We start from the raw sequence: 16,230 nt of genomic DNA, 5'->3' as shown, positions 1-16,230 counted from the left end.
GCGTGTGATCCTGGTTCGGGTCGGGCAGCGCGCGGCGTTGCCACTGACGATCATTTCCCCTCGTGGCGCCCTTCGGAAACTTCCGGCGGCACGTCGTCACCGGCCATGCGCTTGCGGAACAAGCCGGTTCTGGCCAGCAGCAGCGTCGTCACCGGCACCGTGATCGCCAGCAGAATCGGGATCAACCAGGCGTGCAGCACCGGCGCGCTCTTCATCGCCGAGAAGTAGATGATCGAGGCAAGTGCCACGCACCAGGCGCCGAGCGTCGACGCCAGCGCCGGCGGATGCATGCGCTGGAAAAAATCCTTCATCCGCAACAGTCCGATCGCACCGATCAGCGCGAAAAGGCTGCTCAGCACCAGTAACACTGCCGTCAGTACCTCAACCCAGAACGGCAACACGTACAGCGAATTCATTCGATCACCTCGCCACGCAAGAGGAATTTGGCCAGCGCGAACGAGCCGACGAAGCCGAACAAGGCGATCAACAGCGCGGCTTCGAAGTAGGTATCGCTGGCGTAGCGGATGCCCAGCACCAGCATCATCAGCATCGCCAGGATGTACAGATAGTCCAGCGCCAGTACGCGGTCTTGCGCCGATGGTCCCTTGAACAGGCGGATCAGGGTGAGGACCATGGCGAACGCGAACACCGACAGGCTGAAGAGGATCGCTTGAGTGAGCAGGCCGCTCATTGAAAAATCTCCATCAAAGGGCGTTCGTACGTGGTCTTGAAGTGTTCGATGAACCGGGCTTCGTCATCCAGATCGAAGACGTGCATCAGCAGAACGCTGCGGTCCAACGCCAGTTCCGACCACACGGTGCCGGGCACCACGGTGCAGATCATCGACAGGGCCGCCAGGCCGTTGGCGTCGCGCAGGTCCAGCGGCACCTTGACGAAGGCTGAGCGTGGCGGCCGGCTGCGCGCGCGCAGAATGCCCCAGGCCACGGCGAGGTTCGACGACACGACGTCGCGGCCCACCTGCACAAACATTCTGATCGCCACGAACGGTTTGCGAATGCTCACCGGCAGCGGCCGCAGCGGGGCGAACATCAACGGCGCGACAAGCCCCAGCAGCAGGCCGAGCAGCAGGTTGCCGGCGCTGAGGGACAGGTTGAGCAACAACCACAGGGCACACAGCGACAGCGACAGCAGCGGAGCGGGGAACAGGCGCTTCATGGCTGCACCTCCGACGTCGCGGTGATCGGACCCGGCACCGGTTTAGCGGCCATGACCGACAGCACGTATTGCTGTGGGTCATGCAGCGCCTGCGCGGTGTCCTCGGTGTAATGCAACAGCGCCTGAGCCTTGAATGTCAGCACGATCGAGCAGCCAAGCAGAATCGCGATGGGGATGCACTCGTTCAGGCGCAACAGCGGCGAAGGGCGTTCCTGCGGGGTCCAGAAGCGCTTGATGCCGACGCGCACAAAGGCAAACAGCGACGCCAGACCGGAAACGATCAACAGCGCCACCAGCGTCCAGCTGTCACCCCGGATGGCCTCGTCTTTCGCCACATCCAGGCCCAGCGGATTGAGCAGGGCGCTGATCAGCGTCAGTTTGCCGAGGAAGCCCGACAGCGGTGGCATGCCGATGATCAACAGCGCACAGGCAATGAAACTCAGGCCCAGAAAAGCCATCGTCCAGGGGATCACCTGACCGACCAGCGCTTTCTGTTCATCGTCCAGGTTGGTGCCGGGCACGGGATGCAGTGATTCCAGCGCCTTGGGCAACTGGTCGGCGTCCTCTTCCAGCGCGATGTCGTTGGCTGAGCGCGAACGCTCGATCAGCTCGGCCAGCAGGAACAGCGCGCTCAGTGCCAGGGTCGAGCTGACCAGATAGAACAGCGCGCCGGCCGTGAGGCTTGGCTGGGCGAAGCCGACGGCCGACAGCAGAATCCCTGCCGAAACCAGAATGCTCAAGCTGGCCATGCGCTCAAGGCGCTGGGCGGCCACCACCGAAACGGCTGCCACGGTCAGCGTCGCCATCCCGCCCCAGATCAGCCACTGACCGCCAAAGAACGCCGATGCGCCCGCTTGCCCGGAAAACATCAGCGTCCACAGACGCAACAATGTGTAGGCGCCGACCTTGGTCATGATCGCGAAGAGCGCCGCCACCGGCGCGCTGGCGGCAGAATAGGCCGGCACCAGCCAGAAGTTGAGCGGCCACATGCCGGCCTTGGCGAGAAACGCCACCGCCAGAATGGCAGCGCCGGCGTGCAGCAGGCCCAGATCAGCGTCCGGCACCTGCGGAATCTTCACGGCCAGGTCGGCCAGATTCAGGGTGCCGGTGACGCCGTAGATCAGCGCCGCACCGATCAGAAACAACGACGAGGCCAGCAGGTTGATGGTGATGTAATGCAGGCCCGCCGACACCCGCGCGCGGCCCGACCCGTGCAGCATCAGGCCGTAGGATGCCGCCAGCAGCACCTCGAAGAACACGAACAGGTTGAACAGATCGGCCGTCAGAAACGCGCCGTACAGGCCCATCAGTTGGATCTGGAAAAGCGCGTGAAAGCTGGCGCCGGCCCGGTCCCAGCGTGCGAGGGCGAACAACAGCGCGCAGAAGGCGACGATGCCCGTCAACACCAGCATCAGCGCCGAGAGGTGATCGACCACCAGCACGATCCCGAAGGGCGATTCCCAGTTGCCCGGCAGGTACACGCCGATCGATCCGGTGGTGCCGGTTTTCTGCACCCACATCATCAGCGTGATGGCGATTCCCAGGCCCAGCGCGGTCGAGAGCAGATTGATGCGCGCCTTCAACGGCCTGTGTTTTTCCCCCAGCCAGAGCATCAGCGCAGCGGTCAGCACCGGCAACAGGATCGGCGCGACGATCAGTTGATTCATGAAGCTCATTCACTGCTCTCCCGGCCGTCCACATGGTCATTGCCGGTCAGGCCACGAGAGGCCAGCAGCACCACCAGGAACAGCGCGGTCATGGCGAAACTGATGACGATGGCCGTGAGCACCAGCGCCTGGGGCAGCGGGTCGGTGTAGTTGAGCAGGTCCTGCGGCACGCCGTCCTTGATGATCGGCTCCTTGCCGATGAACAGACTGCCCATGCTGAAGATGAACAGGTTGACGCCGTACGACAGCAGGCACAGGCCCATGACGACTTGAAAGGTCCGCGGGCGCAGGATCAGCCACACCCCGGAAGCGGCGAGCACGCCGATGGCAATGGCAATGACTTCTTCCATCAGATGGCTCCTTGGGAAACGGGACTGGCCGGTTCAGCCGGTTCGATCGGCTGCGGCAGCGAGGTCGGACGATGACTGCGCACCGACTGGTGAGCCAGCGCGGTCAGAATCAGCAGCGTCGAGCCGACCACCACGGCGTACACGCCGATGTCGAAAAACAGCGCACTGGCGACGTGAACATCGCCCAGCAGCGGCAGATGCAGGTGCGCGGTGTGGGTGGTCATGAACGGATAACCCAGCGCCATCGAACCCAGCCCGGTTGCCAGGGCGAAAAACAGCCCGGTTCCCATCCAGCGCAGCGGGCGCAGGCTCATGTTCGCCTCGACCCACTGAGTGCCGGCGACCATGTACTGGAGAATGAACGCCACCGACATCACCAGCCCGGCGACAAAGCCACCGCCCGGCTGGTTGTGGCCGCGCATGAACAGGTACATCGACACCACGAACGCGACCGGCAGCAGCAGGCGCACCAGCACCGCGGGCACCATCATGAAGCCCAGCGCGGTGTCTTTGGCGTTTCGCGGGTTCACCAGATCGGTGACCACATCGCGGGCCAGCAAGCGTTGTTGCGCGGGCAGGGCGATGCTCTCCTTGGGCGGGCGGAAACGCCGCAACAGGGCAAAGACCGTCAGCGCCACCACCGCCAGTACGGTGATTTCGCCGAACGTATCGAAGCCGCGGAAATCCACCAGCATGACGTTGACGGCATTGGTGCCGCCGCCCTGTGACAGCGCGCGACTCAGATAGAACTCGGAAATCACGTTGGGCGTCGGGCGCGTGAGCATGGCGTAGGACAGCAGCGCCATGCCGCCGCCGACCGCCACGGCCAGGATGAAGTCACGCACGCGTCGTGCCCGGGCGCGGTTGCGCGAGCGAGTCTTTGGCGCGACGTTTTCATTGCGTCGTGGCAGCCAGCGCAGCCCCAGCAGAATCAGGACGGTGGTCACCACCTCCACCACCAGTTGGGTCAGTGCCAGATCCGGCGCGGAAAACCAGACGAAGGTGACGCAGGTCATCAGGCCGCAGACGCTGACCATCGTCACGGCTGCGAGGCGGTGATACTTGGCTTGCCAGGCCGCGCCGAGGGCGCAGGCAATCGCGATCAGCCACAGCATGACGAACACGCCGGAGCCCGGAATCTTCGGCCGCTCGCCCCAGGTCAGCCCGCCGTCGTACATCGGCACGAAGCCTGCCACCAGCGCGGCGAGCACCATCAGAAACAGCTGGGCCTGCAGCCGCCGGGTCGTCAGCAGGCGCTCGAACAGGCGCGCGGTGCGCAACATGTTCACCAGCGAGCGCTCGAACAGGCGCTTGCCGTTAAGTCGCCACATCAGCGGCGGACCCTTGAAACGGTCGCGCTTGAAGCGCGGCCGCAGCAGCAGATACAGGACGATGCCGGCGCCCATGGCGATCAGACTCATGATCATCGGCGCGTTCCAGCCGTGCCAGATCGCCAGGCTGTATTCGGGCAGCGCGCCGCCGACCACCGGTTGCGCGGCGGCGGCCAGCAGCGGGCCAACCGACTGCGCAGGAAAAATCCCGACGATCAGGCACGCCAGCACCAGCAGTTCGACCGGCACGCGCATCCAGCGAGCCGGCTCGTGGGGCGTGTGCGGCAGGTCGGTGGCTTTCGGGCCGAAGAACACGTCGACCGTGAAACGCAGTGAATAAGCGACGCTGAAGGTGCCGGCGATGGTGGCAATGATCGGCAAGGCCGTCTCCACCCAGGCAGTGGAGGTGATGAAAACGGTCTCTGCGAAGAACATTTCCTTGGACAGGAAACCGTTGAGCAGCGGCACGCCAGCCATTGCCGCACTGGCCACCATGGCCAGGGTCGCGGTGTAGGGCATCAGCCTGATCAGGCCGCTGAGTTTGCGAATGTCCCGCGTGCCGCTTTCGTGGTCGATGATCCCGGCCGCCATGAACAGCGAAGCTTTGAATGTGGCGTGGTTGAGAATGTGAAACACGGCAGCGACAGCCGCCAGCGGGCTGTTCAGCCCCAGCAGCAAGGTGATCAGACCCAGATGGCTGATGGTCGAATACGCCAGCAAGCCTTTAAGGTCGGTCTGGAAGATCGCCGAATAGGCGCCGATCACCAGGGTGCAGGCGCCCGCGCCACTGACGATCCAGAACCACTGTTCACTGCCGGACAGTGCAGGCCATAGCCGCGCCAGCAGGAACACCCCGGCTTTGACCATGGTTGCCGAATGCAGGTACGCGGAGACCGGGGTCGGCGCCGCCATGGCGTGAGGCAGCCAGAAATGGAACGGGAACTGGGCGCTTTTACTCAGCGCGCCAATCAGAATCAGAGTTAGCAGAACGGGGTAGAGCGCGTGGGCGCGAATCGCATCGCCGGACGCCAGCACGCGATCCAGATCGTAGCTGCCGACGACGTGGCCCAGCAGCATCACGCCGACCAGCAGCGCCAGACCGCCCGCGCCGGTGACCATCAGTGCCATGTAGGCGCCGCGTCGGGCGTCGGCGCGATGGTGCCAGTAGCCGATCAGCAAGAACGAGAAGACGCTGGTCAGTTCCCAGAAAAACACGATCTGAATCAGGTGCCCGGACATCACAAGGCCAAGCATGGCGCCCATGAACGCCAGGAAAAACGAGAAGAATCGCGGTACGGGGTCGTCCGGAGACATGTAGTAGCGGGCGTACAGCGACACCAGCGTGCCGATGCCCAGCACCAGCATGGAAAACAGCCAGGCAAACCCGTCCAGACGCAAGACGAAGTTCAGGCCAAGGCTGGGCAACCAGAAAAATTCCTCGCGAATGACCCCGCCGTGGGCGATCTGCGGATACCACAACGCCACCTGCACGGCGCCGATCAGGGCGATCAGGCCGGCGAGGAGGGATTCGGTGTTGCGTGCGTTGTGCGGCAAAAGCGCCGCCAGACAGCTGCCGATGAAAGGCAGAAGCAGTAGAACTATCAGGGACATAGGTTTCTAATCTGCGCAAAAATGTCAAGGATCATACGTGCCGGGTGGAGCATCACCAACCACCAAGATGTCGCAGAATCCTACAAAGTCAGTAGGCAGCAGCGTAGTTGACCTGCGTGAACAGGCGTCAGACGCGCTCAAGAGCAGTAACGATTGGCTCATTAATTCATTTAAGCGACAATGCCCGCCAGTTTCCGGAGCACCTCATGTCTGAATCCATCGAAAGCCTTTGCGCTGATGCCGTCCTTGACGCCACAGGTCTCAATTGCCCTGAGCCGGTCATGATGCTGCATCAGAAAGTGCGCGACCTGCCGGCCGGTGGCTTGCTCAAGGTCATCGCCACCGATCCGTCGACCCAGCGCGACATTCCAAAGTTCTGTGTTTTTCTCGGTCATGACCTGATCGAGAAGCACGCCGGCGACGGCGTTTTCCTCTACTGGATCCGCAAGAAGCAGGATTGAGTCCCGTCGCTGACGCATCAGGCTGGCTGCGCGGTGCTCTAGCGCCTACACTGCCGCGACTCCAGGAGCCCTGACATGCGCATAGTTGCCGACGAAAACATTCCACTGCTCGACGCCTTTTTTTCCGGCTTCGGTGATATCCACCGCTATCCGGGGCGCACCCTGGATCGCGCCGCGGTCGCCGATGCCGATATTCTGCTGGTGCGCTCGGTGACCAGAGTCACCCGCGAACTGCTCGAAGGCACGCCGGTTCGCTTCGTGGGCACCTGCACCATCGGCACCGATCATCTCGATCTCGATTATTTCCATCAGGCCGGCATTCAGTGGTCCAGCGCCCCTGGCTGCAATGCCCGCGGGGTGGTGGACTACGTGCTGGGCAGCCTGTTGACCCTGGCGGAAATCGAAGGCGTTGAGCTTGCTTCGCGCACATATGGCATCGTCGGCGCGGGGCAGGTCGGCGGTCGACTGATCAAGGTGCTGCGCGGCCTGGGCTGGAATGTGCTGGTGTGCGACCCGCCGCGTCAGGCCGCCGAGGGTGGCGACTACGTCAGCCTTGACGAGATCGTCGCGCGCTGTGACGTCATCAGTCTGCACACGCCTCTGAACAAGACCGGCGATCTGCCGACCTGGCATCTGTTCGACCGGGCGCGTTTGCAGCAGCTGAAACACGGCGCCTGGCTGATCAACGCCGCGCGCGGCCCGATCGTGGACAACAGCGCCCTGCGCGAGGTGCTGCTTGAGCGCGAAGACCTTCAGGCCGTACTCGATGTCTGGGAAAAAGAGCCGGTGGTGGATGTCGAACTGGCCGAGCTGTGCGTCATCGGCACGCCGCACATCGCCGGCTACAGCCTCGACGGCCGCCAGCGCGGCACTGCGCAGATCTATCAGGCGCTGTGCGCGCACCTCGGACAACCGGCAACGATCGAACTCGCCGATCTGCTGCCCCGGCCCTGGCTGGCGAACGTCACGCTCGATGCGGCCACCGACCCGGCCTGGGCGCTGAACATGCTGTGCCGCGGCGTCTATGACCCGCGCCGCGACGATGCCGACTTCCGTCGCAGCCTGGTGGGCGACGTCAACAGCCAGCGTCTGGCGTTCGATGCACTGCGCAAGCATTACCCGCCGCGTCGGGAAATCGATGCGCTGCGCGTGAGCATCAATGGCGAGTCCGCCGCGCTGACGCAGATCGTTCAGGCGCTGGGGGCTTCGCTGATTTAACGGCATCGCGGCGGACTTCCCGGCCGTCTGGCGGGCATAAAAAACCCGGCTGATGCGCCGGGTTTCAAGTGAGTCTGATCATCACTCTTGTTTTTCGGGTTTGACCCAGTACTTTTCGCATTCCTGACATGCGGCCTGAACCATTTCTTCAGTAATCAGGACTTCTTTCCCGTCCTTGTCGAGAATGGCGCCACCCAGCTGAAGCTTGGGTTGGGCCCGGACGACGGGTTCTTGACTGCTGCTGTGCAAGCTCATGGCCTGTCTCCTCATCAGGTTGTGCGCTTCATTTACCCACGCTTGCATGATCGCGCCATGACATCCTTGAGCGCCGAAAGCGTTGACTCAGTGCACCAGAATCCGCCTCGAATCTCCAGCCTTCGGTTAGATCGATTGCTCATACCGAATGCTTTGGCCGTTCCACCGACAGACGCTGTCGCTGTTCATGACGCGGCTCAAGTAGCAGCGTGGGCACCCAGTAGATGACTGGGTCGGACGCCATGAGTTCAGCGAAACACGACGAGCGTAGCAAGGATGGGCGGTGTAGGCTTGGCGGCTGGCTCGTCTTATGGGTGCATCAAATGGCTTCAGTATTTTCCGGGCGTCAGCGCCATGCCATCCGTCTGGCGATGCGCATGCTCGCGCCGTACCGCCGACAGGCCATCGCCGCGCTGGTGGCGCTGATCGTCACTGCAGGCATCACGTTGTCGATGGGCCAGGGCATTCGACTCATGGTCGATCAGGGGTTCATGACCCGCTCGCCGACGCTGCTCAACGAAACCATCGCACTGTTCATGGTGCTGGTGCTGGCCCTTGCGGTGGGGACGTTTACCCGTTTCTATCTGGTGTCCTGGATCGGTGAGCGAGTGGTTGCCGATCTGCGCAAGCAGGTGTTCGACCATTTGGTCAGCCTTCATCCGGGCTTTTACGAGAACAACCGCAGCTCGGAAATCCAGTCGCGGCTGACCGCGGACACGACGTTGCTGCAGTCGGTGATCGGATCGTCGCTGTCGATGTTCCTGCGCAACGCGCTCATGGTGATCGGCGGCGTGATACTGCTGTTTTTCACCAATCCGAAACTGACCAGCATCGTGGTGATCGCCTTGCCGCTGGTGGTCGCACCCATCCTGATCTTCGGGCGTCGAGTGCGCAGCCTGTCGCGGGAAAGCCAGGATCGGGTGGCCGACGTTGGCAGTTACGTCTCCGAAGCGCTCGGGCAGATCAAGACCGTGCAGGCCTACAACCATCAGCAACAGGATCGCGAACGATTTTCGCGGACCGCCGAGGACGCGTTCGACACGGCACGCAAACGCATTCTGCAACGTTCCTGGCTGATCACGCTGGTGATCGTGCTGGTGCTTGGCGCGGTCGGCGTGATGCTGTGGGTCGGGGGCATGGACGTCATTGCGGGCCGAATCTCCGGCGGCGAGCTGGCAGCTTTCGTGTTCTACAGCCTGATTGTCGGCAGCGCGTTCGGCACCCTCAGCGAGGTGATCGGCGAGATGCAGCGAGCGGCCGGTGCGGCGGAACGCATTACCGAGCTGTTGCAGGCGCGCAGCGAAATCACCGCGCCCCCGGCTGACCTGCTGACGCTGCCCAAACGCATCAGCGGGCAACTTGCGCTTGAAAACGTCAGTTTTGCTTATCCTTCCCGGCCTGAACGCAATGCCGTCGACGGCCTGACCCTGACCATCCAGGCGGGTGAAACGCTGGCCTTGGTCGGACCGTCCGGGGCGGGTAAATCCACGCTGTTCGATTTATTGCTGCGTTTCTACGATCCGCAGCATGGGCAGATTCTGATCGAGGGCCTGCCGGCGCAGCGTCTGGACCCGCTCGACCTGCGTCGCTGCTTCGCTTGGGTGTCGCAGACCCCCGCGCTGTTCTTCGGCAGCGTGGAAGACAATATTCGTTACGGCAACCCCGCCGCGAGTGTCGAGCAGGTCGAAGCGGCGGCGCGTACCGCCCACGCCCACGAATTCATTCAGCTGCTGCCGCAGGGCTATCAGACCCATCTGGGCGATGGCGGGATGGGCCTGTCCGGCGGGCAGCGTCAGCGACTGGCCATTGCTCGTGCGCTACTGGCGGATGCACCGGTTCTGCTGCTCGACGAGGCCACCAGCGCACTGGATGCGCAAAGTGAACACCTGATTCAACAGGCGCTGCCGACCCTCATGCAAGGTCGCACCACGCTGGTGATCGCCCACCGTCTGGCGACGGTACAGAACGCTGACCGGATTGCCGTGATGGACCAGGGAAAGTTGGTGGCGGTGGGGACGCATCAGGAGTTGATTGCCAGCAATCCGCTGTATGCGCGGTTGGCGGCGTTGCAGTTCAATGCGGGAGCGGAGCGGGTGGGGTGATGCTGGTTTGCCTGTGGAACTGAGGTTGCTCGGGGCCGCCATCGGACGCAGACTGATGCCCAACCACTCCATCTGCACAGCCTGAACCGGCCTCTTCCCGGCTGAAGCCGGTCCTACGGACATTGCAGGCTTTTCGTAGGACCGGCTTTAGCCGGGAACCCAGGTCATACGGACGTTGCAGGCTTTTCGCAGGACCGGCTTTAGCCGGGAAGGCTGCGTTTTGCCCGATCAGTCCTTGCGGTATTCGCACAGGTAAGCGGTTTCGACGCTGACTTCCAGGTCGAACTTGCTGTTGGCCGGTACGCGGAACTGGTCGCCCGCCTCGAAGGTTTCCCAATCGTTGCTGCCTGGCAGCAAGACCTTCAGCGATCCCGAGATGACGTGCATGATTTCGCGATCAGCGGTGCCGAAGTTGTATTTTCCGGGAGCCATGACGCCGATGGTCGCCGCACCTTCGGCTTGCTGGAAGGCGATGGACTTGACGGTGCCGTCGAAATACTCGTTGACCTTGAACATGGCTGATCTCCTTGGAAGGGGTGCGAAAGGTCGGACAGTATGCCCAACGTACAAAAGGCCGTCATCCGCTTTGATAATTGCGTCACACCTAGCCCGGAATCACTAACGGTAACAACCGTGCGGTATTGCGCGCGTCCGACAACGCTCGGTGCTGCTGACCGTTGAAATGCATCCCCGCCAGCTGCAGCGCGGCATTCAGGCCGCAGGGTTTGCTCAACTGGCGTGCCTGCGCGAAGCGCTGCTTGAGATTGATGTGCGCAAGCCGTGAAAGCTCGCTGCTCAACTGGTGCTGCTGCCATTCCACTTCCAGTTGCTGACGGTCGTAGTCGCCCCAGCTCGTCCAGCCCACCAGCCGCGCGCGATGATGACTGAGCCAGCGCTCGAACTGCGGCCAGACCGTGGTCAGTGGCGACGCGGTGTCGATGGCGCTCTGCTGGATGTGCGTCAGCTCCCGGCAGAACGGCGTCAGTTGCGGCCTGCGCGCAGGCCGCACGAAGCGCTCGAAGTGGTCGACCTCGCGCCCGGTGTGATTGACCACCGACGCGCCGATCTCAATGATCTCCATTTCTGCCACTGGCCATCCGCCCTCTTCGGTGGTGGCCTCCAGATCTATCACCAACCAGTGGGGCATCTCTAACTCCAGTCTTTTAACCCGTGGCGCCGCCATGGAGCGTAGTCATATTCGGTCCGGACGGTAAGAAAACTGTCTTTGTCCGTCCCGCATCGGGACCGGCGAAAGAGCCTCGGCGACGCGGAATGATCCAGTCTGGGACTCGCGCGGCAGGCGATTGTTTGCTCCGTGTGGGAATTTTTACCACGAACAACGCGCCAGTGGTCGCCCGAGCGCTTGCTTGGTTGACGCGCTCGGCATAAATTGCCGCGCGACCCTTGCTGTTTCTGTCAGAAATTTCCTTCGCCATTTCCGGGGGCTCACGGTGGACGAACACAGTGCCTGGACGGTCATGCGCGACCTGGTCGAGCAGGGTCTGATCACGGATCCCGACAGCGCCCGCGGCAAGTTGCTGCAGGTGGCGGCGCACTTGTTCCATCACAAGGGCTACGAGCGCACGACCGTGAGGGATCTGGGGGCCGCGGCGGGTATTCAGTCCGGCAGCATCTTTCATCACTTTCGCAGCAAGGACGAGATTCTCTGCGCGGTGATGGAGCAGACGGCAATCTACAACACGGCGCTCATGCGCGCCGCGCTGGAAAAAGCCACCGGTGTCCGGGCGCGCGTGCTGGCGCTCATCAAATGCGAGTTGCAGTCGATCATGGGCGGTACCGGCGAGGCCATGGCCGTGATGGTTTATGAGTGGCGCTCGCTGTCCGCCGATGGGCAGGCGAAAATCCTGGTGCTGCGCGACGCGTACGAGCAGGTGTGGCTGCAGGTGCTGGGAGAAGCCGAGGAAGCCGGGCTGATTGCCAGTGATGTGTTCGTCACCCGGCGGTTTCTGACCGGGGCGTTGTCCTGGACCACCACCTGGTTTCGCACCGGCGGCAGCCTGACGCTGGAACAACTTGCCGAGCAGGCACTGATGTTGCTGCTCAAAGAAGCAAGGTGTGAATAAATGTGATTTTTACGTCTTTTTGACCGTTGTCTAATTGTTCGCAAACGCATAGCTTACGTACTCCGATTCGCATGAGGTGCCTTGTCTTGATGTCTACGCCGGTGCGGATGGCTTTTAAAACGCTGCTGTTGGCGACCACGACCCTGTGGGCCTGGCAGGCGGGGGCGGCGCAGGTCGTGCGCATTGGTGCCGCGCACTTTCCGCCTTATACGATTCGCCCTGAACGCGGGGAAGACACCGGGCTGCTGCCGCAGATGGTCAGTGCGCTCAACGCCATGCAGAGCGATTACCGGTTCGAGATGGTCCCCACCTCGATCCCGCGTCGGTTCCGCGACTTTCAGCAGGCGCGATTCGACATGGCCATTTTCGAAAACCCCGCCTGGGGCTGGAAGGGCATCGCTCACGAGGATGTCGACATGGGCCTTGAGGACGCCGAAATCTTCGTGGCCCACAAGATTCCCGGACGCACTCAGGCGTTTTTCGACGATTTGCACGGCAAGCGGCTGGCGCTGTTCAGCGGCTATCACTACGCGTTCGCGGATTTCAACGCCGATCCCAAATTCCTTGCCGAGCACTACAACGCGTCGCTGACGTATTCCCACGACAGCAACCTGTTGATGGTGATGCGTGATCGCGCCGATGTCGCGTTGGTGACCCGTTCCTACCTCAGCACGTTCATGGCCAACAATCCCCAGGACGCCGACCAGTTTCTGGTGTCGGACCGCGTGGATCAGGTCTACCGCCACTTCGCGCTGTTACGCCCGAATGCGCCGATCACCGGCGAGCAGTTCAGCCTGCTGCTCAACCAACTGCGCGAGAACGGGCAGATGTTCAAGATCTTCCAGCCGTTTCGCATCGCCGTAACGCCACAAGCCACGCATCACTCCATCGCGCTGGACAGTTCAGGCGACGGCGATTGAGAGGGTAAAGGCGAGGGGGTGACTCAGGCTGGCGACTGCGCTGGCCCGAGCAGTCATCGGTGAGGGGCGCATCGCAGCGAGGTGAGTGGGAGCGCGGTCTGGCGCTCCCACACGGTTCATCAACGGTCCCGCGCTTCCTTGGCGTCCATTTCAGCGTTGCGCTCATGGACACGCTTGAGTTGTTCTTCGGTCAGGGGCAGTTTTTTTGCTGAATCCTTGAGCATCAGCAGACCGCCGACGATCGAGCCGATTGCAACTACCAGAATTAACCAGGCATACCAGGGCATAGGGCTCTCCTTCTTGTGATACCGGTTGGAGCAGCGGCGCTGTCCAGTGGTTCAATTGTAGGAGATGTCCGGCCTGACCACGGAAGTCACTTCAGTGGCCGGCAGGGGGGCGTCGCTGTGGCACGGCTTGCCGTCAGTTGCGCAAGCCGCGCTGCAGCGGTGGGCTGTCGATTCAGACGCCGGTCAGCATCGAGTCGGCGGGCGCAGCCGAACGCGCGCGTCCGGTCATGCCGAAGTAGATGAAACCGGCGGCCATGAACCCCAGGAAGATCAGCCCGATCAGCGCGTTGAACCAGGCCATCGCGATCAGGCAGACCACCGCCAGCACCAGCGCGATCCCCGGCACGATCGGGTAGCCGGGCGCGCGGAAGGTGCGCTCCAGCAGCGGCTCGCTCTTGCGCAGCTTGAACAGGCTCAACATGCTCATGATGTACATGACGATGGCGCCGAACACGGCCATGGTGATCATGGCCGCTGTCAGCGTCATGCCGCTCAGATTGATCAGGCCGTCGCTGTAGATCGCCGCGATGCCGATCAGGCCACCGGCGATGATCGCCCGATGGGGCGTCTGGAAGCGCGACAGCTTCGCCAGCGAAGCGGGGAGGTAACCCGCGCGGGCCAGCGCGAAGAACTGTCGCGAGTAGCCCAGGATGATGCCGTGGAAACTCGCCACCAGACCGAACAGGCCGATCCACACCAGCATGTGCAACCAGCCCGAGCTTTCGCCGACGACCGCTTTCATCGCTTGTGGAAGCGGGTCGTTGATGTTCGACAGGGCTTTCCAGTCACCCACGCCGCCTGCGAAGAACATCACGCCCATCGCCAGCAAAACCAGGGTAATGATGCCGCTGATGTAGGCTTTCGGAATCGTGCGCTTGGGGTCTTTGGCTTCTTCGGCCGCCATCGCCGCGCCTTCGATCGCAAGGAAGAACCAGATGGCGAACGGAATGGCCGCGAACATCCCGGCAATGGCCGGGGCGCCGAAGCTGTCCGAACCGGCCCAGCCGTTGAGGGCGAAGTTGGAAAAGCTGAATGCAGGCGCGACCACGCCCATGAACACCAGCAGTTCAAGGACGGCGAGGACGCAGACGACCAGTTCGAAGGTCGCGGCCAGTTTGACGCCCAGAATGTTCAGGGTCATGAACACGATGTAGGCGCCGACGGCTGCATGTTTAGGGTCCAGGGCGGGAAACTGCACGTTCAGGTAGGCGCCGATCGCCAGGGCAATGGCCGGCGGCGCGAAGACGAACTCGATCAGCGTGGCCAGGCCTGCGATCAGGCCGCCTTTCTCGCCAAACGCACGTCGGCTGTAGGCAAACGGTCCGCCGGCATGGGGAATGGCGGTCGTCAGCTCGGTGAAACTGAAGATGAAACAGGTGTACATCGCCGCGACCATCAGCGACGTCAGCAGAAACCCGAGCGTTCCGGCGACTCCCCAGCCGTAGCTCCAGCCGAAATATTCACCGGAAATCACCAGACCGACAGCGATCCCCCACAAATGCAGCGTGCCCAGCGTGGGCTTCAGTTGCGTATTCATGCGTCACTCCCTGGATTGATTGGATCATCGGGAGGTAGCGCGTTGCAGCGGTCATGCCAGTGGCCGGAAGCGATGTCGTAATGTTTCCAATCGGGTCGCTTACGGGATGCTTATTCGGCGAATGCGGCGTCATCGTGCGCGATTTGTGAGCAGAATGCCGCGGCGTGGCTGCTTTAGAGGCACTGAAGCCTGCGGCGCTCGCAGGCACGAATTGACTCGCGGACGATGGTTCGCACGTACGACGTGAACCGTTCATGCAGGCTAATCGCCAATCAGCTCGCCCCACAGCAGACTTCGCGAGCCGCAGCGTCTGGACGGTATCGGCGATGAGGTGCAGCCGACGGCGGCAGATTCCTTGCGCCATTTACCGATCACCGGGTCCCGTCTCAGGGCTGGTTCAGCTACAATGCGCGCCGATTTCGACTTGCCAGAGAACCCGCTCATGTCCGCTTGCCAGACCCCCATCATCGTCGCCCTGGATTTCCCGACCCGCGAAGCCGCGTTGAAACTGGCTGATCAACTGGACCCGAAACTGTGCCGGGTCAAAGTGGGCAAGGAGCTGTTCACCAGCAGCGCGTCGGGCATTGTCGAAACCCTCAACGACAAGGGCTTCGAAGTGTTTCTGGACCTGAAATTCCACGACATCCCCAACACCACGGCGATGGCGGTCAAGGCCGCCGCCGAGATGGGCGTGTGGATGGTCAACGTGCACTGCTCCGGTGGCCTGCGCATGATGGCCGCGTGTCGCGATGTGCTGGATCAGCGCAGCGGGCACAAGCCGCTGCTGATCGGCGTGACGGTGCTGACCAGCATGGAGCGTGAAGACCTGGCGGCGATCGGTCTGGACATCGAGCCGCAGGAGCAGGTGCTGCGTTTGGCGGCACTGGCGGAAAAGGCCGGGATGGACGGCCTGGTGTGCTCGGCGCTGGAAGCCCAGGCGCTGAAGAGCGCGCACCCGTCGCTGCAACTGGTGACGCCGGGCATTCGCCCGGCAGGCAGCGCGCAGGACGATCAACGCCGCATCCTCACGCCTCGTCAGGCGCTGGATGCCGGCTCCGATTATCTGGTCATCGGCCGTCCGATCAGCCAGGCCGCCGACCCGGCGAAGGCGCTGGCGGCGGTGGTGGCCGAACTGGCGTGACGCTGGCGCAACGCGGGCATTCAGCAGCCGCTTGATGCCGCTGTCCGGCCAATCGTCAGCCAGCGCACGGCCGCGTCGTCAGCAGAGACG

17 protein-coding genes are annotated in these 16,230 nt (G+C 62.7%); 6 read left to right on the top strand and 11 right to left on the bottom strand.

Annotated elements, in window-relative coordinates; all coding sequences use genetic code 11:
• Positions 1–50: 50 nt before the first annotated feature.
• From QRN36_RS13365 to QRN36_RS13340, 6 genes are read right to left on the bottom strand one after another with little or no spacing between them, the layout of a single operon-like run.
• On the bottom strand, positions 51–416 hold the full coding sequence (locus QRN36_RS13365; protein ID WP_285424461.1) for a Na+/H+ antiporter subunit G: 366 nt from the start codon (positions 414–416) through the stop codon (positions 51–53).
• A complete protein-coding gene (locus QRN36_RS13360) occupies positions 413–691 on the bottom strand; it encodes a K+/H+ antiporter subunit F (protein ID WP_093460244.1) in 279 nt (92 codons plus the stop codon). The genes QRN36_RS13365 and QRN36_RS13360 overlap by 4 nt, the downstream gene beginning before the upstream one ends.
• On the bottom strand, positions 688–1,176 hold the full coding sequence (locus QRN36_RS13355; RefSeq protein ID WP_285424460.1) for a Na+/H+ antiporter subunit E: 489 nt from the start codon (positions 1,174–1,176) through the stop codon (positions 688–690). Before QRN36_RS13355 ends, QRN36_RS13360 begins: the two co-directional genes overlap by 4 nt.
• On the bottom strand, positions 1,173–2,852 hold the full coding sequence (locus QRN36_RS13350; RefSeq protein WP_285424459.1) for a monovalent cation/H+ antiporter subunit D: 1,680 nt from the start codon (positions 2,850–2,852) through the stop codon (positions 1,173–1,175). Before QRN36_RS13350 ends, QRN36_RS13355 begins: the two co-directional genes overlap by 4 nt.
• Entirely contained in the window at positions 2,849–3,193 is a 345-nt protein-coding gene (locus QRN36_RS13345) for a Na+/H+ antiporter subunit C (RefSeq protein WP_081568723.1), read from the bottom strand. The genes QRN36_RS13350 and QRN36_RS13345 overlap by 4 nt, the downstream gene beginning before the upstream one ends.
• Positions 3,193–6,135, bottom strand: a complete 2,943-nt coding sequence (locus tag QRN36_RS13340) for a monovalent cation/H+ antiporter subunit A (RefSeq protein ID WP_285424458.1) — start codon at positions 6,133–6,135, stop codon at positions 3,193–3,195. Before QRN36_RS13340 ends, QRN36_RS13345 begins: the two co-directional genes overlap by 1 nt.
• A 206-nt stretch (positions 6,136–6,341) precedes the next feature.
• Here QRN36_RS13340 and tusA point away from each other — a divergent pair, with 206 nt between their 5' ends.
• Both tusA and pdxB read left to right on the top strand, forming a co-directional pair.
• The gene (tusA, locus tag QRN36_RS13335; protein ID WP_285424457.1) at positions 6,342–6,596 is read left to right on the top strand and encodes a sulfurtransferase TusA; all 255 of its coding nucleotides are present in this window, start codon (positions 6,342–6,344) and stop codon (positions 6,594–6,596) included.
• A gap of 75 nt (positions 6,597–6,671) precedes the next feature.
• Complete coding sequence (gene pdxB / locus QRN36_RS13330) at positions 6,672–7,814, top strand: 4-phosphoerythronate dehydrogenase PdxB (protein WP_285424456.1); 1,143 nt, start codon at positions 6,672–6,674, stop codon at positions 7,812–7,814.
• 81 nt (positions 7,815–7,895) lie between these two features.
• Here pdxB and QRN36_RS13325 read toward each other — a convergent pair whose 3' ends face one another.
• Positions 7,896–8,069 (bottom strand): PA1571 family protein, encoded by a 174-nt coding sequence (locus tag QRN36_RS13325; protein WP_177182088.1) that lies wholly within the window; start codon positions 8,067–8,069, stop codon positions 7,896–7,898.
• A 323-nt stretch (positions 8,070–8,392) separates the two neighbouring features.
• Between QRN36_RS13325 and QRN36_RS13320 the strand changes: the two genes are divergently transcribed.
• Positions 8,393–10,171, top strand: a complete 1,779-nt coding sequence (locus QRN36_RS13320; RefSeq protein ID WP_285424455.1) for an ABC transporter transmembrane domain-containing protein — start codon at positions 8,393–8,395, stop codon at positions 10,169–10,171.
• A 228-nt stretch (positions 10,172–10,399) separates the two neighbouring features.
• Here QRN36_RS13320 and QRN36_RS13315 read toward each other — a convergent pair whose 3' ends face one another.
• Together QRN36_RS13315 and QRN36_RS13310 are read right to left on the bottom strand one after the other, a co-directional pair.
• A complete protein-coding gene (locus tag QRN36_RS13315; RefSeq protein WP_285424454.1) occupies positions 10,400–10,687 on the bottom strand; it encodes a pyrimidine/purine nucleoside phosphorylase in 288 nt (95 codons plus the stop codon).
• A gap of 88 nt (positions 10,688–10,775) precedes the next feature.
• Entirely contained in the window at positions 10,776–11,318 is a 543-nt protein-coding gene (locus QRN36_RS13310; RefSeq protein ID WP_285424453.1) for an exonuclease domain-containing protein, read from the bottom strand.
• Between the two features lie 304 nt (positions 11,319–11,622).
• Between QRN36_RS13310 and QRN36_RS13305 the strand changes: the two genes are divergently transcribed.
• Positions 11,623–12,255: a TetR/AcrR family transcriptional regulator gene (locus QRN36_RS13305; RefSeq protein WP_285424452.1), complete on the top strand. Its 633-nt coding sequence runs from the start codon at positions 11,623–11,625 to the stop codon at positions 12,253–12,255.
• Between the two features lie 89 nt (positions 12,256–12,344).
• Entirely contained in the window at positions 12,345–13,175 is an 831-nt protein-coding gene (locus tag QRN36_RS13300; protein WP_285424451.1) for an ABC transporter substrate-binding protein, read from the top strand.
• 119 nt (positions 13,176–13,294) lie between these two features.
• Here QRN36_RS13300 and QRN36_RS13295 read toward each other — a convergent pair whose 3' ends face one another.
• Together QRN36_RS13295 and eat are read right to left on the bottom strand one after the other, a co-directional pair.
• On the bottom strand, positions 13,295–13,462 hold the full coding sequence (locus QRN36_RS13295) for a DUF2897 family protein (RefSeq protein ID WP_093469957.1): 168 nt from the start codon (positions 13,460–13,462) through the stop codon (positions 13,295–13,297).
• Between the two features lie 172 nt (positions 13,463–13,634).
• Positions 13,635–14,999: an ethanolamine permease gene (eat, locus tag QRN36_RS13290; protein WP_093469952.1), complete on the bottom strand. Its 1,365-nt coding sequence runs from the start codon at positions 14,997–14,999 to the stop codon at positions 13,635–13,637.
• Positions 15,000–15,441: 442 nt separating this feature from the next.
• Here eat and pyrF point away from each other — a divergent pair, with 442 nt between their 5' ends.
• Positions 15,442–16,140: an orotidine-5'-phosphate decarboxylase gene (gene pyrF, locus QRN36_RS13285; RefSeq protein WP_177182243.1), complete on the top strand. Its 699-nt coding sequence runs from the start codon at positions 15,442–15,444 to the stop codon at positions 16,138–16,140.
• The last annotated feature ends 90 nt before the right edge of the window (positions 16,141–16,230 follow it).

The organism is Pseudomonas sp. efr-133-TYG-103a (assembly GCF_030209235.1).
Taxonomy (GTDB): Bacteria; Pseudomonadota; Gammaproteobacteria; order Pseudomonadales; family Pseudomonadaceae; genus Aquipseudomonas.
Note: the sequence above shows the minus strand (reverse complement) of the source record. Positions and strands in the feature narration are given on the sequence as shown.